The following is an 18,353-nucleotide window of genomic DNA, read 5'->3' as shown; positions in this document are numbered from 1 at the left end:
TCAGCTTACTTAGCGGGCCAGAATGGCAGGAAATAGATCAGGAAGCCCAGCACGCCCAGGATCATCACGAATGCATAGTGATAGATGTAGCCGGTCTGCAACACTCGCGACAGCGAGGACAGCCAGGCGACAACCTTGGCGCTGCCATTGACGACGAAACCGTCGATCAGCTTCTTGTCACCGAAGTTCCACAGGCCATTACCCAGCAAACGGGCACCGCCGGCGAACACGACTTCATTGAACTTGTCCAGGTAGTACTTGTTGTCCAGCAGGGTGTGGATCGCGTGGAACTTGGCAAAGAACCAGGCCGGTACACGCGGGTTGACCATGTAGCAGTAGTAGGCTGCCACCACGCCGGACAATGCCAGCCAGAACGGTGCCGTCGACAGGCCGTGGATCGCCATCGCCATTGCGCCGTGGAATTCATGCGACAACTCTTCCATTGCTGGATGGTTTTCGCCCACAAAAATCACGCCCTTGAAGAAGTCGCCATGCAGCATCGGGCCGATCGTCAGGTAACCGATCAGCAGCGACGGGATCGCCAGCATCACCAGCGGGAACCACACGACGAATGGGGATTCATGCGGCTTCTGGCCAGGTTCCAGACCGTGGTGCGCGTGGTCGTCTTCGTCTTCTTCATGATGGTCGTCATGCGCATCGCCGTGCGCGCCATGGGCCGCTTTCGGTGCGTGATGGTCGTCGTGGCCGTGCGCATGCGCCTGGCCGAAACGTTCCTTGCCGTGGAAGACCAGGAAATACATGCGGAACGAGTAGAAAGCGGTGACGAACACGCCAGCCAGCACGGCGAACTGGGCAAAGCCAGCGCCCCAGATGTGCGTCGCTTCGACGGCTTCGATGATGCTGTCTTTCGAGTAGAAACCGGAGAACAGCGGCGTGCCGATCAGGGCCAGCGAACCGACCAGGGACGTGATCCAGGTGATCGGCATGTATTTGCGCAGGCCACCCATGTTGCGGATGTCCTGGTCGTGGTGCATGCCGATGATGACGGAGCCGGCGCCCAGGAACAGCAGTGCCTTGAAGAAGGCGTGCGTCATCAGGTGGAACACGGCCACCGAGTACGCGGACGAACCGAGCGCGACGGTCATGTAGCCGAGCTGCGACAGGGTCGAGTAAGCGACGACGCGCTTGATGTCGTTCTGGATGATGCCCAGGAAACCCATGAACAGCGCCGTGATGGAGCCGATCACCAGGATGAAGGACAGCGCCGTGTCGGACAGTTCGAACAGCGGCGACATGCGCGAGACCATGAAGATACCGGCCGTCACCATCGTCGCGGCGTGAATCAGTGCCGAGATCGGGGTAGGACCTTCCATCGAGTCAGGCAGCCACACGTGCAGCGGGAACTGCGCCGACTTGCCCATCGCGCCGATGAACAGGCAGATGCAGGCAACGGTCAGCAGGGCCCAGTCGGTACCTGGCAAGCTCAACAGCGCCAGTTCGTCTTTCTTGGCGAACACTTCCTGGTAGTTCATGGTGCCGGCGTAAGCCAGCAGCAAGCCGATGCCCAGGATGAAGCCGAAGTCGCCCACGCGGTTGACCAGGAAAGCCTTCATGTTGGCCACGATGGCCGTCGGACGCTGGTACCAGAAACCGATCAACAGGTAAGAGACCAGGCCCACGGCTTCCCAACCGAAGAACAGTTGCAGGAAGTTGTTGGCCATGACCAGCATCAGCATCGAGAACGTGAACAGCGAGATGTAGGCGAAGAAGCGGTTGTAGCCTTCGTCGTCCTTCATGTAGCCGATCGTGTAGATGTGCACCATCAGCGAGACGAAGGTGACCACGCACATCATCATCGCCGACAGCGAATCGATCTGGAAGCCCACTTCCATCTTCAGGGTGCCGATCGTCATCCAGTTATAGATCGTGCCATTGAATGTCGCGCCATCCATCACTGCCAGCAGTGTCTGCACGGACAGGATGAACGCAATCAGTACGCCCAGGATCGTCGCGGTATGCGACGTCTTGCGTCCGACCAAATTACCCAGGAACTGGGTGCCAAGCAAACCTGCAATCGCGGCACCGGCCAGCGGCGCCAGCGGTACGGCAAGAAGGAGGTTAGGGTTGAGGAGTTGCCCCGCCATGATGAACCTTAATCGTTATTATTCGAGAGATCGAGTCTGAAAAACATCAGCCTTTGAGGCTGTCCAGGTCTTCGACGTTGATGGTATCCAGATTACGGAACATCACCACCAGAATAGCCAGACCGATAGCCGACTCAGCGGCGGCAACCGTCAGGATGAAGAAAACGAAGATCTGACCGGCCGCGTCGCCCATGAAATGGGAGAACGCGATGAAATTCATATTCACCGCCAGCAGCATCAATTCGATTGCCATCAGCAATACGATGATGTTCTTGCGGTTCAGGAAAATACCGACGATCGAGATTGCGAACAGGATCGCGCCCAGGACCAGAAAATGTGTGAGCGATAATGTCATGGTGCCTCCTTAACTTCCGGCTCAGCCGCAGGACGCTCGACCACCGCGTCCATCTTGATGATCTTCAGGCGGTCGTTGCGCTTGACGCGCACGGCATCGCCTGGAGCAAAATGCTTGGTGTCCTTGCGTTTGCGCAGGGTCAGTGCAACCGCGGCAACGATGGCCACCAGCAGCACGACGGCAGCGATCTCGAAGGCGAACACATATTCCGTGTAGATCAGCAGGCCCAGTTCCTTGGTGCCGCCCAGGTTGACGTTCACCGGGGCGATGCTAGGCGTAAAGTTGCGGAAACCGTGCCACAGGACAGCGGCCATTTCCAGCACGATGATCACGCCCACCGTCACCGACAAAGGCAGGTAGCCCCAGAAACCTTCGCGCATGCGGTCGATATTGATATCGAGCATCATGACCACGAAGAGGAACAGCACCATCACGGCGCCGACATACACCAATACCAGCACGATGGCCAGGAATTCAGCTTGCAGCAGCATCCAGATGCCCGCTGCGGAAAAGAAGGACAGCACCAAAAACAGTACTGCGTGGACCGGATTACGGGCCGTGATGACGCGCGTCGCTGCCAGAATCAAGATCAGCGCGAAGGCGTAAAACAAAATTGTTTTAAAGTCCATAAAAAACCCAATAGACGTACAGATGAACGAGGGGCGCGCCGCAGCCAGAGGCTACGGCGCATCCATCAGCGATAAGGTGCGTCGGCGGCGCGCGCAGCGGCGATGTCATTTTCATAACGATCACCCACGGCCAGCAACATCTCTTTCGTGTAATACAAATCCCCGCGTTTCTCGCCGTGGTATTCCAGGATTTGCGTCTCGACGATCGAATCGACCGGGCAGGACTCTTCGCAGAAACCGCAGAAGATGCACTTGGTCAAGTCAATATCGTAACGCGTGGTGCGGCGCGAGCCGTCGTCACGCTGTTCCGATTCGATCGTGATGGCCATCGCCGGGCAAACCGCTTCGCACAGTTTGCAGGCGATGCAACGTTCCTCGCCGTTCGGGTAGCGGCGCAGCGCGTGCAAGCCACGGAAACGCGGCGAGATCGGTGTCTTCTCTTCCGGGAATTGCACCGTGATCTTGCGCGAAAACATGTACTTGCCTGTCAGCGCCATGCCCTTGATCAGCTCGCCTAACAAGAGGCTGCTGAAGAAATCTTTTACCTTATCCATTCGTATGCACTCTCTTACTTCCAAATATTCCAGGATGTCTGCATCCAGGCAGCGACGAAGACCAGGTAGACCAGCGTCAACGGGATAAACACTTTCCAGCCGAGGCGCATGATCTGGTCATAACGGTAGCGTGGGAAAGTACCGCGCACCCAGATAAACACCGAGACGATGAAGAAGGTCTTGGCGAACAGCCAGAAGAAGCCGCCGAAACCACCCCAGAACTCGAGGAAGGCAAATGGTGCGGACCAGCCACCGAGGAACATGATCGAAGCGAGCGCGCCGATCAGGATCATGTTGGCGTATTCGGCAAGCATGAACATGGCGTAGGCCATGCCCGAGTACTCGACCATGTGGCCGGCGACGATTTCCGACTCGCCTTCGACGACGTCGAACGGGTGACGGTTGGCTTCAGCCAGGCCCGACACCAGATAGATGACGAACATCGGCAGCAGCGGCAGCCAGTTCCACGACAGGAAGTTCACGCCCTTGTCGGCAAAGAAGCCGATTTGCTGGCCGCCAACGATGTCGATGAAGTTCAGGCTGCCCGAGACCATCAGCACGATGACCATCACGAAGCCCATCGGGATTTCATACGAAATCATCTGAGCCGAGGCGCGCATGGCGCCCATGAACGAGTACTTCGAGTTCGAGGCCCAGCCGGCGATGATGATGCCGTAGACTTCCATCGAGGTAATCGCCAGCAGCATCAGCAAGCCCGCGTTGACGTTGGCCAGCACGGCTTGCGGGCCGAAGGGCACGACCGACCAGGCGGCCAGGGCCGGCATGATGGTCATGATCGGGCCGATCACGAACAGGCCTTTGGCGGCCTTGGACGGGATGATGATCTCTTTGAACAAGAGTTTCAGCGCATCGGCGATCGGTTGCAGCAAGCCCAAGGGACCGACGCGGTTCGGGCCGACGCGGATCTGGATCCAGCCGATCAGCTTGCGTTCCCACAAGGTCAGGTAGGCAACCAGGCCCATCAGCGGCAACAGCACGCACAGGATCTTGATCAGGGTCCAGAAGAACGGCCAGGAGCCGCCCAGCAAATCCTGGCCGCTGCTGTTGATGACGTTTACAAATTCAGGCAGAGCCATCAGATTTTCCCCTCTGCTGTTTCAACTGTGATGTCACCGAACATGCCGCCCAGGCTAGCCGTCGAGGCATGCGCCGCCGACACTTTGACCACATTGGCTGGCAGGCCGGCATGGATTGCCGCCACCAGGATGGCGCTGCCGGAGCCTTGCGCCACTTTGACCTTGTCGCCTGCCTTGATGCCCAGCTTCTCGGCCAATGCTGGCGACAGATGGGCTTGCGGCGCGGCGCCGTCGACCGTGCGTTGCAAAGGTTCGGAGCGGCGTACCAGCGCGTCGGCGAAGTAGATCGGCACGTCGGCGATGCGTTGCAGTGCCGGCGACGCCGGTGCGTAGCTTGCCGCTTCCGGTGCATTTTTCGCGATGTTGTTCAGCTGTGCCGACAGATCGGTCACGCCGGCACCAAACGCTTCGTCGCGGATCGCTTCGGAGGTATCGTAGTCGAAACCGGCCAGGCCCAGGATGTTGCCCAGCACGCGCAGCACTTTCCAGGCTGGACGGGTATCGGCCAGCGGTTTGACGGTGCCGTTGAAGCTTTGCACGCGGCCTTCGCAGTTCACGAAGGTACCCGAGGTTTCCGCGAACGGCGCGATCGGCAGCAAGACATCGGCGTACTCCATGCCATGCTTGAAGGCCGACATCGCCACGACCATCTCGGCGCCATCGAGGGCGGCGCGGGCCGCTTGTGGATTGGCGGCATCGAGTTCCGGCTCGGCGTGCAGCAGCACGTAGGCTTTTTTCGGTACGGCAAAGGCTGCTTGCACGTTGGCGCGCGGCTTGGCGACCAGGTGCGCGCCGACCGTGTTGGCCGCTTCCGTCAGGTAACCGAGCTGGGCGCCCGTCTGTTCGGCGATCCATTGCGCGGCAGCGTGCAGTTGCGACGCTTGCGGGTGTTGCGTTGCCGCGTTACCCAGCAGCACGGCGCCATGGTCGCCAGCCATCAGGCTGGCGGCGATGGCGACGGCCACGTCCGAAGCAACAACTGCTTCAAAACCGGCTGGTGCGGCGATTTCTTTGGCTTTGGCAACAGCGACGACCACTTCCGACAAGGCCGCCAGCCAATCACTCGGCGCGACAATCATCTTGTTGGCGATGCTGATCAATTGATCATCGTCGGACGCGTGCAGGATCGACAGCTTGGCGCCGCCCTTGACGGACGCGCGCAAACGCGTGGCCAGCAAGGGGTGATCCTTGCGCAGGAACGAGCCGATGACGAAGGCGCGCTTGATCTGGCCAAATTCGCTGATCGGCATGCCCAGCCATGGCTTGACGTTAGCGTCGAGCGCGAAGTCGGTCTGGCGCAGGCGGAAGTCAACGTGCTCGGAACCGAGACCGTGGGCGACTTTTTGCAGCAGGACCAGCTCTTCGACGGTCGAATGCGGGGTGGCCAGCGCGGCGATGGCGTCAGCGCCATGCTCATGCTTGATGTTTTTCAAACCGTGCGCCACGTATTCCAACGCCGTCTGCCAATCGACTTCTTTCCACTCGTTGCCTTGTTTCAGCATCGGGGAAGTCAGGCGTTCGGCACTGTCCAGCGCTTCGTACGAGAAACGGTCCTTGTCCGAGATCCAGCACTCGTTGACGGCTTCGTTTTCCAGCGGCAGGACGCGCTTGACCTTGCCAGCTTTCACTTGCACGATCAGGTTGGTGCCCAGGCCGTCATGCGGGCTGACCGATTTGCGGCGCGACAGTTCCCACGTACGGGCGCTGTAGCGGAACGGCTTCGAGGTCAGTGCGCCGACCGGGCACAGGTCGATCATGTTGCCCGACAGTTCTGAGTCGACCGTCTGGCCGACGAAGGACACGATTTCCGAGTGTTCGCCGCGGCCGATCATGCCCAGCTCCATCACGCCGGCCACTTCCTGGCCAAAGCGTACGCAGCGGGTGCACTGGATGCAGCGCGACATTTCCTGCATGGACACCAGCGGGCCGGCTTCCTTCGGCTGCACGACGCGCTTGTCTTCCTTGTAGCGCGATTCGCTCTTGCCGTAGCCCACTGCCAAGTCTTGCAACTGGCATTCGCCGCCCTGATCGCAGATCGGGCAATCGAGCGGGTGATTAATCAGCAAGAATTCCATGACCGACTTTTGCGCCTGCACAGCTTTATCGCTGGCCGAGCGCACGATCATGCCGGCACTGACCGGGGTCGCACAAGCGGGCAAAGGCTTCGGCGCCTTTTCCACTTCGACCAGGCACATGCGGCAGTTCGCTGCGATCGACAATTTCTTGTGATAGCAGAAGTGCGGAATGTAGGTTCCCAATTTGTTGGCGGCGTCCATCACCATGCTACCAGCAGGGACTTCGACTTTTTTGCCGTCTATTTCGATTTCAACCATGGTGATCGTTACCTGACGCAGCTTAGATATATGCGGGCACTAAGCAATGCTTGTGCTCGATATGATATTCAAATTCTTCACGGAAATTCTTAATGAAGGCCCGTACCGGCATGGCGGCCGCATCGCCCAGCGCGCAAATGGTGCGGCCCTGGATGTTGTCGGCGATCGAGTTGAGCATGTCCAGGTCGTCTGGACGACCCTGCCCCTGCTCGATGCGGTGCACCATGCGGTACATCCAGCCTGTGCCTTCACGGCAAGGCGTACACTGGCCGCACGATTCTTCAAAGTAGAAGTAGGACAGGCGTTCCAGCGCCTTTACCATGCAGCGTGTTTCGTCCATCACGATGACGGCGCCCGAACCCAACATCGAACCGGCTTTCGCGATCGAGTCATAGTCCAGGTCGGTCTGCATCATGATGTCGCCGCGGATCACCGGCGCGGACGAGCCGCCAGGGATCACGGCCTTGATCTTTTTGCCACCGCGCATGCCACCTGCCAGTTCCAGCAGGGTCGCAAACGGGGTGCCGAGCGGCACTTCGTAGTTGCCCGGTTTTTCCACGTCGCCCGAGATCGAGAAGATCTTCGAACCGCCGTTGTTCGGCTTGCCCATCGCCAGGTATTTCTCTGGGCCGATGTTCAGCACGAATGGCACGGCCGCGAAGGTTTCCGTGTTGTTGATCGTCGTCGGCTTGCCGTACAGGCCAAACGAGGCGGGGAAAGGCGGCTTGAAGCGCGGCTGGCCTTTCTTGCCTTCCAAGGACTCCAGCAGGGCCGTTTCTTCGCCGCAGATGTAGGCGCCATAACCATGGTGCGCATGCAACTGGAACGAGAACTCGCTGCCCATGATCTTGTCACCGAGAAAACCGGCGGCGCGCGCCTCTTCCAGCGCTTCTTCGAAACGGGCGTACTCGGCCCAGATTTCGCCGTGGATATAGTTATAGCCGACGGTGATGCCCATCGCATAAGCGCCAATGGCCATGCCTTCGATCAGCGCATGGGGATTGTAACGAATGATGTCGCGGTCCTTGAAAGTGCCCGGTTCGCCTTCATCTGTATTGCAGACGAGGTATTTTTGACCCGGGAACTGGCGCGGCATGAAGCTCCACTTCAAGCCGGTAGGGAAACCCGCGCCGCCACGGCCGCGCAAGGACGAGGCCTTGAGGTCGGCGATGATCTGTTCCGGCGTGATTTTCTCTTCCAGGATACGCCGCAGGGCGCTATAGCCGCCGCGGTTCACATAATCTTGCAAATGCCAGTTCTTGCCATCCAGATCCTTCAGGATCAATGGATCGATATGGCGGTTGTGGAGTGACGTCATTTCTTGAGTTCCTCCAGCATGGCGTCGATTTTCTCGTTCGACATCCAGCTGCACATGGTTTTATTACTGACCAGCAAGACCGGCGCATCGCCGCAAGCACCCATGCACTCGCCTTCAACCAGGGTGAACTGGCCATCGGCGGTGGTTTCGCGGAAATCGATACCGAGTTTCTGCTTCAGGTATTCTGCAGCGCGCACGCCGCCCGACAGGGCGCATGGCAGGTTGGTGCACACGGTGATCTTGTGCTTGCCCACGGGCTTGACGTTGTACATATTGTAGAACGTGGCCACTTCCTGCACGGCAATCGCCGGCATGCCGATGTAATCGGCCAGTTCCTTCATGGTGTCCGGCGCCAGCCAGCCCAGTTCATCCTGGGCATGGGCCAGCGCGGCCATGACGGCCGACTGACGCTGGTCGGCCGGGTACTTGGCCAGCTCGCGGTCAATTTTCTTATAGCATTGCTCTGATAACAACATACTTTTTGCCTCTTAGCGGTCAATACTGCCGAACACGATATCTTGCGTCCCGATGATGGTCACGGCGTCGGCAAGCATGTGCCCACGCGCCATCTCGTCGAGCGACTGCAAGTGAGCGTAGTCTGGCGCGCGCAGTTTCATGCGGTACGGCTTGTTGGCGCCATCGGACACCAGGTACACGCCGAACTCGCCCTTCGGATGTTCCACGGCGCTGTAGGCCTCGCCTGGCGGCACGTGGAAACCTTCGGTAAACAGCTTGAAGTGGTGAATCAGCGATTCCATGTTGGTCTTCATGTCGACGCGGCCCGGAGGCGCCACCTTGCGGTTGCTGGTCATGACAGGACCTTCATTGTTGCGCAGCCACTCCACGCATTGCTTGATGATGCGGTTCGACTGGCGCAACTCTTCCACGCGGACCAGGTAGCGGTCGTAGCAATCGCCGTTGGTGCCGATAGGAATGTCGAAATCCATCAGGTCGTACACTTCGTACGGCTGTTTCTTGCGCAAGTCCCACTGCACGCCCGAGCCGCGCAGCATGGCGCCCGTGAAGCCCATGGCCAGCGCATCTTCCGGCGAGACCACGCCGATGCCGACGGTACGCTGCTTCCAGATACGGTTGTCGGTCAGCAAGGTTTCGTACTCGTCCACGGAATTGGGGAAACGGCGTGCGAAGTCTTCGATGAAGTCCAGCAGCGAACCCTGGCGGTTTTCATTCAGCCTGGAAATCGCCTTGGCGTTGCGGATGATCGAGGCCTTGTGCTGCGGCATCGAATCGGGCAAGTCGCGGTACACGCCGCCCGGACGGTAGTAGGCCGCGTGCATGCGCGCGCCCGATACCGCCTCGTAGGCGTCGAACAAGTCTTCGCGGTCGCGGAAGCAATACAGGAACGGGCCCATGGCGCCGACGTCGAGCGCGTGGGTACCGAGCCACATCAGGTGATTCAGGATGCGCGTCATCTCGTCGAACATGACGCGGATGTATTGCGCGCGCAGCGGCACTTCCAGACCCAGCATCTTTTCGATGGCCATCACGTACGCATGCTCATTGCACATCATCGACACATAGTCGAGACGGTCCATGTACGGCACGGATTGCAGATAGGTCTTCTGTTCGGCCAGCTTTTCGGTGGCGCGGTGCAGCAGGCCGATATGCGGGTCGGCACGCTGGATGACTTCGCCATCCATCTCCAGCACCAGGCGCAGCACACCGTGCGCGGCCGGATGCTGTGGCCCAAAGTTCAGGGTGTAGTTCTTAATCTCAGCCATTATTTCATCCCGTAATGTTCTTCGCGGATCACGCGCGGCACGTTTTCCCGCGGCTCGATCGTCACGGGCTGGTAAATCACGCGCTTTTGTTCCGGATCGTAACGCATCTCGACATAGCCGGAGACGGGGAAATCCTTGCGGAACGGATGGCCGATGAAACCGTAGTCGGTCAGCAGGCGGCGCAAGTCGTTGTGGCCTTCGAAGAGGATACCCAGCAGGTCGAACGCTTCGCGCTCGTACCAGTTGACGGCACGCCAGATGTTCACCACGGACGGCAGCAGCGGCATATCGTCATCGGGCGCGAACACGCGCACGCGCACGCGCCAGTTGTGCTTGACCGACAGCAAGTGCGAGACGGCCGCGAAACGCAGGCCATCCCAGCTACCGTCGCCATAGGTCGAGTAGTCGACGCCGCACAGGTCGAGCAACTGCTCGAAATGCAGGGTCGGATCGTCGCGCAAGGTCTGCATCACGGCCAGGTAGTCCTCGGCCTTGACGACCAGGGTGACTTCGCCCAGTGCAACCGTGGTGCTAACGCGATCGCCCAGGGCAGTGCCGAGGGCGTTTTGCAATACTTCTAAATGTGTTGTCATAATCTGAAGCGGCCCGGTTAGCGTGCGATCGTGCTGGTACGCTTGATCTTGTTCTGCAACTGCATGATGCCGTACAGCAAGGCTTCAGCGGTCGGAGGACAGCCAGGCACATACACGTCGACGGGCACGATGCGGTCGCAACCGCGCACCACCGAATAGGAGTAATGGTAGTACCCGCCGCCATTGGCGCAGGAACCCATCGAGATGACCCAGCGTGGCTCTGCCATCTGGTCGTAGACCTTGCGCAAGGCCGGCGCCATCTTGTTGCACAGGGTGCCGGCAACGATCATGACGTCGGACTGACGCGGCGACGGACGAAACACGACGCCGAAACGGTCCATATCGTAGCGGGCTGCGCCCACATGCATCATTTCGACCGCACAGCAGGCCAGACCGAACGTCATCGGGAACATCGACCCGGTGCGCGCCCAGTTGATCAGCTTGTCGGCCGAGGTGGTGATGAAACCTTCGCTTAATACGCCTTCAATAGCCATGGCTTATTCCCAGTCAAGGGCACCTTTCTTCCAAATGTACCAAAATCCGACCACGAATTCAGCGATGAACACCATCATCGTGACGAAACCGGCCCAGCCCAGGTCGCGCATTGCAACGCCCCATGGGAAAAAGAATGCCGTTTCCAGATCGAACAAAATAAACAGGATTGCGACCAGATAGTAGCGCACATCAAATTTCATGCGCGCGTCTTCGAATGCTTCAAAGCCACATTCGTACGGGGAGAGTTTTGCTGCGTCAGGCTTGTGAGGGCCTAACAGGCGCCCCAGGAGCTGGGGAGCGATACCGACACCAAGGCCGATAATAATGAACAGCAGGACGGGGAAGTAATTTTCGAGGTTCACGATTGATAAGCTTATATTGAACGATCGGTTAAATGAGGACGCTGCGATCATTTGCAGCGTATCTAACGCACGACCCCAATCAAAGCTAAGACCAGGATCGAACGACACATCCTCGTAAAAAAAGCCAGCAACTTTGTACGAGCCATGGCTCGTGCGCCGTTGCTGGCTTCTGATTTCTGGTGCCGACGACGAGACTCGAACTCGTACAGCTTGCGCCACTACCCCCTCAAGATAGCGTGTCTACCAATTTCACCACGTCGGCGGTAAGGCCCGTATTCTACTCTGCTTTGCCGCTAAAGTTAATGCACAAATGCATCAAAACACAGATAAAAACGATAAATTTTTACATCTTCCAGCGCGCCACGATTTTTTCCTGCCGCGCTGCCAAAACATTGAGCAATAATCTGCTCGTAATGAGAATTACTCTCGATGAGGTATCGAGTTGCTACAGAATTACTTCGGAATCGCGCCGGCCGGGGTGCTGGCAACCGGTGCCGCCGCCGCTGGAGCGCTGGCCGCTGGCGCCGCAGGCAGCGTCGTCGGGATCGCGCCCGCGCCGGTGACCGGCACTGGCTTGACGACTTTATCCATCACGCCGCCGCCCACCGTGGTGGCGCGCTGATTGGCCATCAGCGACAGGGCCAAGGTGGCGCCGAAGAAGATCGCGGCGGCAACGCCTGTCGACTTCGACATGAAGTTCGACGAACCCGTCGCACCAAACAGGCTGCCCGAGGCACCCGAACCAAACGCGGCCCCCATGTCGGCGCCCTTGCCGTGCTGCAGCAACACCAGCGCGATAATCGACAATGCCGAAATAACCTGTACTACCACTACCAGATTGAACATCATGTTCATTGCAATTCCATTCTTAGTTTAAATTAATTCAATCAGCGGCGTGAATAATCGCCAGGAAATCCGCCGCCTTCAATGCCGCCCCACCGATCAGACCGCCATCGATATCCGGCATCGCCATCAATTCTTTTGCGTTCTCCGGCTTCATGCTGCCGCCGTACAGGATCTGCACGCCGGCGGCCGCTACCGCATTCTTTGTCGCCAGTTGCGCGCGCAATACCTGGTGCACGTCCTGCGCCATTTGCGGCGTGGCTGTCTTGCCCGTGCCAATAGCCCAGACCGGCTCATAGGCCAGCACCAGTTTCGCCACGTCGTCGGCGGAAATCGCCGCCAGCACGGCGCCCAGCTGCTGCGCCACGACCGCGTCGGTCTGGCCCGCTTCGCGCTGCGCCAGCGTCTCGCCGATGCAAACGATAGGCGTAATGCCCGCCGCCAGCGCGGCAACCGTCTTGGCCGCCACCTGCGCATCGCTCTCGCCATGGTAGGCGCGGCGCTCGGAATGCCCGAGCACCACATAGCTGCAGTCGAAATCCTGCAGCATGGCGACCGAGATTTCTCCCGTGTAGGCACCGCTGGCGTGCGCGGAAACATCTTGCGCACCCCAGCCGAGAGGCGAGCCTGCCAATTGCGCCTGGCACTGCGCCAGATATGGCGCGGGCACACAGACGGCGCTGGCGGCGCCAGAGGCAGCCAGGCCAGCCACTATTTCAGACAATAACACCGCGTTCGAGGTGCGACTGCCGTTCATTTTCCAATTTCCGACGACGAGTTTGCGACGCATAGTAGCCTAAATTTTAATAACCCGTCATTCTAACCCCGGCACCGATGCCGGTCAAACAGGCAGCACCCCGTTTCAGGCAACTTGCAACATGATCTTGCCCACGTGCGTGCTCGCCTCCATCAAGGCATGCGCCTCGTTGGCTTTTTCCAACGGGAAAGTCTGATAGATCACGGGCTTGATCTTGCCCGCCTCGATCAGCGGCCAGACGGTCGTGCGCAAGTGCTGCGCGATGGCGGCCTTGAAGGCGACTGTACGGGGACGCAAGGTGGAACCCGTCACCGTCAGGCGGCGGCGCAGCAAGCTACCCAGGTCCAGCTCCGCTTTGGTGCCACCCTGCACGGCGATCAGGCCGATGCGGCCGTCGTCGGCCAGGCAATCGATTTCGCGCGGCAGATAGTCGCCGCCCACCATGTCGAGGATGACGTCGACGCCTTTGCCATCAGTCAATTCCTTGACGACGGCAACGAAATCTTCCGTGCGGTAATTGATACCCCGTTCGGCGCCCAGCGCCTCGCAGGCGCGCGCCTTTTCGTCGCTGCCGGCCGTGGCGAAGACGCGATGGCCGAGCGCAGCGGCCAATTGAATGGCCGCCACGCCGATGCCGGAGGTGCCGCCCTGCACCAATAAGGTTTCACCATCGGCCAGCGCGCAGCGGTCGAAGACATTGCTCCACACGGTGAAGAAGTTTTCCGGCAGCGATGCGCCTTCCAGCGCCGTCAAGCCTTTGGGCAGGGGCAGGCACTGGCCGCTTGGGGCGGCGCAGTATTCGGCATAGCCGCCGCCCTGCACCAGCGCACAGACCAGGTCGCCCTTCTTGAATGTCGTGTTGCTGAAATCGCCATCGACGACTTCGCCCGCCACTTCCAGGCCCGGCAAGTCCGACGCGCCGGCGGGCGGCGCATACTTGCCCAGGCGCTGCAGCACGTCGGGACGGTTGATGCCGGCCGCGTGCACCTTGATCAGCAGTTCGCCCGCCTTGTATGGCGGCATGGGACGTTCGGCGATCTGTAAAACGTCGGCGGGACCTGGCTGGCTGATGGCAACTGCACGCATGGCGGGACTCTCTGAAGGGAAAACGGCGATTGTACGCCAAGCCGCGCGCCCCTGCAGACCACCGCCCCGTCTTAACCGGCGCCCGTTTTCGACTGGCGCGGCAAGGGCGTGCCCGGCTTCCATTTCGCCGACAGGGCCTGGCCCTCCTCGACTTGCTCATGCGTCATCTTGCGCACCACGGCGGCGCGCTGGTCGGCCGCATTCGCGTTGCCATTCGCCGCCGCCAGGTTCCACAGCATGTAGGCGATGACGTTGTCCTGCGGCACGCCACCCATGTGGTAGCGGTACATCAGGCCCAGCACCTGCTGCGCCTCCGCATGGTTCTGCTCGGCTGCCTTGCGGAACCAGCCCACGGCCTGCTTGTGATCCTGCAGCACGGCGTTGCCCGTGTAATACATGGCGCCCACCACGTACTGGGCGTCGGCCTTGCCCTGCTCGGCCGCCTTGCGGTGCCAGAACATGGCTTGCTTGTAATCCTGCGGCAAGCCCCGTCCCATGTAATACATCAAGCCCAGCAAATGCTGGGCATCGGCGTTACCGGTCTTAGCAAGGGGCAATATTTCCTTGTAAGCCAGCGCGTAATTCTTGTTGTTGTAGGCGCTGGCGCCTTCGGCGAAGCCTGCCCGCGCGGGTAGCTGTATCGTCAACAGCATGAGTAATGTAATGATCAGTTTTTTCATCGGAATGGGATGTGGTCTGACTACTTGTTCTTGTCCTGCCGAAGGCATGCGGCAGGATGCTTTTACTTCCAGCTAACTTTGCCCAGGCCCTCTACGCTGACATCGCGGTTGGCCGGCTTGCCGTACACCACCACCGAACCGAGTCCGCTCAGGTTCAGCTTGGCATTCGTATGGGCATTCACCGTGGCGTTGCCCAGGCCGCTCAATTCCAGGTTCACGGCGTCCGCTTCGAATTGCTGCGCATTCAGACTGCCCAGGCCGCCCAGGCTGGCTTTCAGGGTGCGCCCGCGTCCGCCCAGCACCACCGAGCCGGCGCCCTGCAAGTCCAGCTCGGCCCGCTCATTGTTGCCGATCCACAGCTGCATGCTGCCCACGCCGCCCAGGCTGGCATTGAGCTTGCGGTAGTCGCCCACCAGCTTGATGCTGCCCGCCCCTTCCAGCGACAGGGTCAGTTCCTCACCCTTGAAACCCGTGATGTCCGTGCTGCCAAAGCCTTCCGAGCTGACTTCGCGCAAATTCGGCAGCACCAGGTCGGCGCGGATCGACGAAGGGCCGAGCTTGAAGCCGCGTACTTCCGTCTCGATGTGCAAGGTGTCGCCGCTTTGCGCCGTGCTGACATCGGCGATGTAGCGCTTGTCGGCCGTGATGCTCAAGGACGCCACGTTGCCCTGGCGAATGCGCACTTCCATCACGCCGTCGAGCTTGACGCGCACCACGCGGGCGTCGATGTTGCGCATTTCCAGCAAGCGGGTCTCGGCCGCCACGCCGCGCACCAGGCCAAAAGTCGCCAGGAACAGCAGCGCCAGTTGCAGTATCTTTTTCATGTAGTGCATCCTCGGTATCTTGTTTTTTTCTGTCTGGCCGCCCGCCGGGGGCGCCTGCATTGCTCGCGCCTCGCACTCTAGCAGCGCGGAAAATGACTGGCAATGACTTTGACGCCTGACAAAACCGTAGCGAGCGGCAGTGAGTTGTGGCCGAGAAGCGGAACTGTGCGAATGCACAGTGAGCATCGGAAGCCGCAAATCGCGACGCGCAGTAGGTTTTGATGGGTGTCTTATGCGAAACGGGCTTTTTCGGTGGCGCTCAGGCGCTTGGCCTTGACCACCACCACGTGCATGGCAGCCTTGCCCGCTGGCGCGGCCACGGTGGCCGTGGAACTGGCTACTTGCAGGGCCGGAGCGGCCGGGGCGATGGCGTAGCAGCTGGCGCCGAACACGATGGCGGCGGCAACGGCAATGACTTCCATGTTTTGAGCGACGTTCATGTGAATCTCCTCGGGTGTCTGGCAGTGGGCTTGCGGTATGGTGTCACTATAGCCATACCGCCCCCGGCCGACACGCCGATTGCGACGAACTGCGCTTTTGGCAGGCTGGCCTGACAAAAACGCGGATAAACGTGCCGAATAAGCGTCGCGACTGCTGTACGCTTAAAACTCTTCCCACTCGTCGGCGCCGGACTTGGCTGCCTTGACGGGCTTGGCCGGCGACAGCGCGCGGGCTGGCGCGCGCGGCGCAGGAGCGGCCGGCTTCGCCTTGAGGCGCGTCACGGGCGCGGGTGCCGCGGCAGGGTCCGCATCACCGAGGCGGAACATGCCGACGGCTTGCGCCAGGTCCACCGCCTGCTCCTGCAGGCTTTCCGCGGCAGCGGCAGCCTGCTCGACGAGGGCCGCATTTTGCTGTGTCATGGTATCCATGTGCGTGACGGCCGTATTGATCTCGCCGATGCCGGCGCCCTGTTCGCGGCTGGCCACCGTGATCTCGCTCATGATGGTCGTCAATTGCTGCACCGAGGCCACCACCTGATCCATGGTCTGGCCCGCTTCATTGACGAGGCGCCCACCCGCATCGACTTTTTCCACCGAGTCGCCGATTAATTCCTTGATTTCCTTCGCCGCGCCTGCGGAGCGTTGCGCCAGGTTGCGCACTTCGGACGCCACCACGGCAAAGCCCCTGCCCTGCTCGCCCGCGCGCGCCGCCTCGACGGCCGCGTTCAGGGCCAGGATATTCGTCTGGAAAGCGATGCCGTCAATCACGCCGATGATGTCGACGATCTTGCGCGAACTTTCCTGGATGCCAGCCATCGTGCCCACCACTTGTTGCACCACGCGCCCGCCCTTGGCCGCCACTTCCGAGGCGGACATGGCCAGCTCGTTGGCCGCATGCGCGTTTTCCGCATTCTGCTTGACGGTCGAGGTCAGTTCATCCATCGAGCTGGCCGTTTCTTCCAGCGCGCCCGCCTGCGCTTCCGTGCGCGAGGACAGGTCGGCGTTGCCGGCGGCAATATCGGCCGACTCGCTGCGCACCAGGGCGCTGATGCTGCGGATCTGCACCAGCACGGTGGCGATTTTTTCCACGAACAAATTGAAGGCCTTGGCGATCTGCGCCAGTTCGTCCGTGCCTTGCGCGTCGAGGCGGCTGGTCAGGTCGCCGTCGCCCGTGGCGATCGCTTCCATCGCATCGCGCACCAGGCCCAGGCGGCGCAGGGCGCGCGCCACCAGCGCACTCAAGACTGCGGCGGCCAGGGCCAGCACCAGCAAGGCCGTCAGGGCCGAGGCGCGCAGCATGGAGCTCAATGCTTGCGTCGCTTCCGCGCGGTCGAGCACGGTCGCCAGCAGCCAGTCGCTGCCCGGCACTTTACTCACATGCAAGATGCCGTTACGCTCGCCGAGGCGAATGGCGGCGCCGTCGCCGCTCTTTTCAATAGCGGCCAGCGCCTGCGCGCTCAGGCCCGGATCGAGCTCGGCCAGCGGTTTCAGGGTCAGCTTGCCGTCAGGATGGGCGATGATCTTGCCGCCGCCATCGACGAGAAAGCCGTAGCTGGACGCCGTCGGCTTGATCGAAGCGACGTTTTGCACCACGGCATCCATCATCACATCGGCCGCCATCACGCCCGTCACGCTGCCCTTGCCGCCCAGCGGCTCGGCAAACGTCACCACCAGCTTGCCCGTGCTGGCGCCGATATACGGCGCCGTGATGACGGGGCCGCCCGTTTCAGAGGCCAGCTTGTACCAGGGCCGCGCTGTGGGATCGTAGTCGGCGGCACGCTGGCGCTCCTGCGAAAAGACGGCGTGCTTGTCGGCAAAGCCGATATACGCCATGTCGAACGTGCCCGCCTGCTCGGCCGCCTTCAGGGCCGGCAGCGGATCGGCCGCCGTGGCGCCCTGCTTGAGAGAAGCCACCACGGCTTGCTTGGAGCGCAGCCACTCGGCGATCGCTTGCGCGTGGCTGTGCGACAACTGCAGCATCTGCGTGTCGAGCGCGGCCAGGGTGCTGGAGCGCGTAGTGAAGAAATTGGCGATGGCCACAGCCAGCATGGCCAGCACGACGATGGAAACGGCGATGGCGATCAGCCGCGCCTTAAGGGAGGACAACATGGTGCATCCAATAAAAAAGAGAAAATCGGGA

Annotated in this window: 19 protein-coding genes and 1 tRNA gene; all 20 read right to left on the bottom strand. The window is 60.5% G+C overall.

Annotated elements, in window-relative coordinates; translation table 11 throughout:
- Positions 1-5 precede the first annotated feature (5 nt).
- The 20 genes from nuoL to ACP7DW_RS14390 all read right to left on the bottom strand — a co-directional run bounded on the left by nuoL (position 6) and on the right by ACP7DW_RS14390 (position 18,322).
- Positions 6-2,105, bottom strand: coding sequence for an NADH-quinone oxidoreductase subunit L (gene nuoL, locus ACP7DW_RS14485; protein WP_426055483.1), 2,100 nt, complete (start codon positions 2,103-2,105; stop codon positions 6-8).
- Between the two features lie 46 nt (positions 2,106-2,151).
- Positions 2,152-2,460: an NADH-quinone oxidoreductase subunit NuoK gene (gene nuoK, locus ACP7DW_RS14480; RefSeq protein WP_010399724.1), complete on the bottom strand. Its 309-nt coding sequence runs from the start codon at positions 2,458-2,460 to the stop codon at positions 2,152-2,154.
- Positions 2,457-3,089, bottom strand: coding sequence for an NADH-quinone oxidoreductase subunit J (locus ACP7DW_RS14475; protein WP_071076364.1), 633 nt, complete (start codon positions 3,087-3,089; stop codon positions 2,457-2,459). Before ACP7DW_RS14475 ends, nuoK begins: the two co-directional genes overlap by 4 nt.
- A gap of 65 nt (positions 3,090-3,154) precedes the next feature.
- A complete protein-coding gene (nuoI, locus tag ACP7DW_RS14470; RefSeq protein WP_010399726.1) occupies positions 3,155-3,643 on the bottom strand; it encodes an NADH-quinone oxidoreductase subunit NuoI in 489 nt (162 codons plus the stop codon).
- A 14-nt stretch (positions 3,644-3,657) separates the two neighbouring features.
- On the bottom strand, positions 3,658-4,740 hold the full coding sequence (nuoH, locus tag ACP7DW_RS14465) for an NADH-quinone oxidoreductase subunit NuoH (RefSeq protein WP_071076363.1): 1,083 nt from the start codon (positions 4,738-4,740) through the stop codon (positions 3,658-3,660).
- Positions 4,740-7,073, bottom strand: a complete 2,334-nt coding sequence (nuoG, locus tag ACP7DW_RS14460; RefSeq protein WP_426055484.1) for an NADH-quinone oxidoreductase subunit NuoG — start codon at positions 7,071-7,073, stop codon at positions 4,740-4,742. The genes nuoH and nuoG overlap by 1 nt, the downstream gene beginning before the upstream one ends.
- Before the next feature lie 22 nt (positions 7,074-7,095).
- Positions 7,096-8,391, bottom strand: coding sequence for an NADH-quinone oxidoreductase subunit NuoF (gene nuoF / locus ACP7DW_RS14455; protein ID WP_071076361.1), 1,296 nt, complete (start codon positions 8,389-8,391; stop codon positions 7,096-7,098).
- Positions 8,388-8,867, bottom strand: coding sequence for an NADH-quinone oxidoreductase subunit NuoE (gene nuoE, locus ACP7DW_RS14450; RefSeq protein ID WP_071076360.1), 480 nt, complete (start codon positions 8,865-8,867; stop codon positions 8,388-8,390). Before nuoE ends, nuoF begins: the two co-directional genes overlap by 4 nt.
- Before the next feature lie 12 nt (positions 8,868-8,879).
- Positions 8,880-10,133 carry an NADH-quinone oxidoreductase subunit D gene (locus ACP7DW_RS14445; protein WP_141170145.1) on the bottom strand — a complete coding sequence of 418 codons (1,254 nt, stop codon included), beginning with the start codon at positions 10,131-10,133 and terminating at the stop codon, positions 8,880-8,882.
- Positions 10,133-10,726: an NADH-quinone oxidoreductase subunit C gene (locus ACP7DW_RS14440; protein ID WP_101482092.1), complete on the bottom strand. Its 594-nt coding sequence runs from the start codon at positions 10,724-10,726 to the stop codon at positions 10,133-10,135. Before ACP7DW_RS14440 ends, ACP7DW_RS14445 begins: the two co-directional genes overlap by 1 nt.
- A gap of 17 nt (positions 10,727-10,743) precedes the next feature.
- Entirely contained in the window at positions 10,744-11,220 is a 477-nt protein-coding gene (locus tag ACP7DW_RS14435; protein ID WP_010399733.1) for a NuoB/complex I 20 kDa subunit family protein, read from the bottom strand.
- Positions 11,221-11,223: 3 nt separating this feature from the next.
- Positions 11,224-11,583, bottom strand: a complete 360-nt coding sequence (locus ACP7DW_RS14430; RefSeq protein WP_071076971.1) for an NADH-quinone oxidoreductase subunit A — start codon at positions 11,581-11,583, stop codon at positions 11,224-11,226.
- 177 nt (positions 11,584-11,760) lie between these two features.
- Positions 11,761-11,845 (bottom strand) — tRNA-Leu (locus tag ACP7DW_RS14425).
- A gap of 191 nt (positions 11,846-12,036) precedes the next feature.
- On the bottom strand, positions 12,037-12,438 hold the full coding sequence (gene secG, locus ACP7DW_RS14420; RefSeq protein WP_010399735.1) for a preprotein translocase subunit SecG: 402 nt from the start codon (positions 12,436-12,438) through the stop codon (positions 12,037-12,039).
- A 28-nt stretch (positions 12,439-12,466) separates the two neighbouring features.
- A complete protein-coding gene (gene tpiA / locus ACP7DW_RS14415) occupies positions 12,467-13,216 on the bottom strand; it encodes a triose-phosphate isomerase (protein WP_426055485.1) in 750 nt (249 codons plus the stop codon).
- A gap of 72 nt (positions 13,217-13,288) precedes the next feature.
- On the bottom strand, positions 13,289-14,269 hold the full coding sequence (locus tag ACP7DW_RS14410) for an NAD(P)H-quinone oxidoreductase (protein ID WP_426055486.1): 981 nt from the start codon (positions 14,267-14,269) through the stop codon (positions 13,289-13,291).
- A 71-nt stretch (positions 14,270-14,340) separates the two neighbouring features.
- Positions 14,341-14,949, bottom strand: coding sequence for a tetratricopeptide repeat protein (locus ACP7DW_RS14405; protein WP_071076354.1), 609 nt, complete (start codon positions 14,947-14,949; stop codon positions 14,341-14,343).
- A gap of 62 nt (positions 14,950-15,011) precedes the next feature.
- On the bottom strand, positions 15,012-15,773 hold the full coding sequence (locus ACP7DW_RS14400; protein ID WP_282406389.1) for a GIN domain-containing protein: 762 nt from the start codon (positions 15,771-15,773) through the stop codon (positions 15,012-15,014).
- Positions 15,774-16,003: 230 nt separating this feature from the next.
- Entirely contained in the window at positions 16,004-16,213 is a 210-nt protein-coding gene (locus ACP7DW_RS14395) for a hypothetical protein (RefSeq protein WP_426055487.1), read from the bottom strand.
- 162 nt (positions 16,214-16,375) lie between these two features.
- The gene (locus ACP7DW_RS14390; protein WP_426055488.1) at positions 16,376-18,322 is read right to left on the bottom strand and encodes a methyl-accepting chemotaxis protein; all 1,947 of its coding nucleotides are present in this window, start codon (positions 18,320-18,322) and stop codon (positions 16,376-16,378) included.
- Positions 18,323-18,353 lie beyond the last annotated feature (31 nt).

The sequence above is a fragment of the Janthinobacterium sp. PSRC1-1 genome (assembly GCF_049897525.1).
Lineage (GTDB): Bacteria > Pseudomonadota > Gammaproteobacteria > Burkholderiales > Burkholderiaceae_D > Janthinobacterium > Janthinobacterium tructae.
This window is presented reverse-complemented; position numbering and strand designations above follow the sequence as displayed.

Excerpts from the sequence above, each read along its gene's own strand:
- nuoL (WP_426055483.1), bottom strand. The coding sequence starts at position 2,105 with ATGGCGGGGCAACTCCTCAACCCTAACCTCCTTCTTGCCGTACCGCTG.
- nuoK (WP_010399724.1), bottom strand. The coding sequence starts at position 2,460 with ATGACATTATCGCTCACACATTTTCTGGTCCTGGGCGCGATCCTGTTC.
- ACP7DW_RS14475 (WP_071076364.1), bottom strand. The coding sequence starts at position 3,089 with ATGGACTTTAAAACAATTTTGTTTTACGCCTTCGCGCTGATCTTGATT.
- nuoI (WP_010399726.1), bottom strand. The coding sequence starts at position 3,643 with ATGGATAAGGTAAAAGATTTCTTCAGCAGCCTCTTGTTAGGCGAGCTG.
- nuoH (WP_071076363.1), bottom strand. The coding sequence starts at position 4,740 with ATGGCTCTGCCTGAATTTGTAAACGTCATCAACAGCAGCGGCCAGGAT.
- nuoG (WP_426055484.1), bottom strand. The coding sequence starts at position 7,073 with ATGGTTGAAATCGAAATAGACGGCAAAAAAGTCGAAGTCCCTGCTGGT.
- nuoF (WP_071076361.1), bottom strand. The coding sequence starts at position 8,391 with ATGACGTCACTCCACAACCGCCATATCGATCCATTGATCCTGAAGGAT.
- nuoE (WP_071076360.1), bottom strand. The coding sequence starts at position 8,867 with ATGTTGTTATCAGAGCAATGCTATAAGAAAATTGACCGCGAGCTGGCC.
- ACP7DW_RS14445 (WP_141170145.1), bottom strand. The coding sequence starts at position 10,133 with ATGGCTGAGATTAAGAACTACACCCTGAACTTTGGGCCACAGCATCCG.
- ACP7DW_RS14440 (WP_101482092.1), bottom strand. The coding sequence starts at position 10,726 with ATGACAACACATTTAGAAGTATTGCAAAACGCCCTCGGCACTGCCCTG.
- ACP7DW_RS14435 (WP_010399733.1), bottom strand. The coding sequence starts at position 11,220 with ATGGCTATTGAAGGCGTATTAAGCGAAGGTTTCATCACCACCTCGGCC.
- secG (WP_010399735.1), bottom strand. The coding sequence starts at position 12,438 with ATGAACATGATGTTCAATCTGGTAGTGGTAGTACAGGTTATTTCGGCA.
- tpiA (WP_426055485.1), bottom strand. The coding sequence starts at position 13,216 with ATGCGTCGCAAACTCGTCGTCGGAAATTGGAAAATGAACGGCAGTCGC.
- ACP7DW_RS14410 (WP_426055486.1), bottom strand. The coding sequence starts at position 14,269 with ATGCGTGCAGTTGCCATCAGCCAGCCAGGTCCCGCCGACGTTTTACAG.
- ACP7DW_RS14405 (WP_071076354.1), bottom strand. The coding sequence starts at position 14,949 with ATGAAAAAACTGATCATTACATTACTCATGCTGTTGACGATACAGCTA.
- ACP7DW_RS14400 (WP_282406389.1), bottom strand. The coding sequence starts at position 15,773 with ATGAAAAAGATACTGCAACTGGCGCTGCTGTTCCTGGCGACTTTTGGC.
- ACP7DW_RS14395 (WP_426055487.1), bottom strand. The coding sequence starts at position 16,213 with ATGAACGTCGCTCAAAACATGGAAGTCATTGCCGTTGCCGCCGCCATC.
- ACP7DW_RS14390 (WP_426055488.1), bottom strand. The coding sequence starts at position 18,322 with ATGTTGTCCTCCCTTAAGGCGCGGCTGATCGCCATCGCCGTTTCCATC.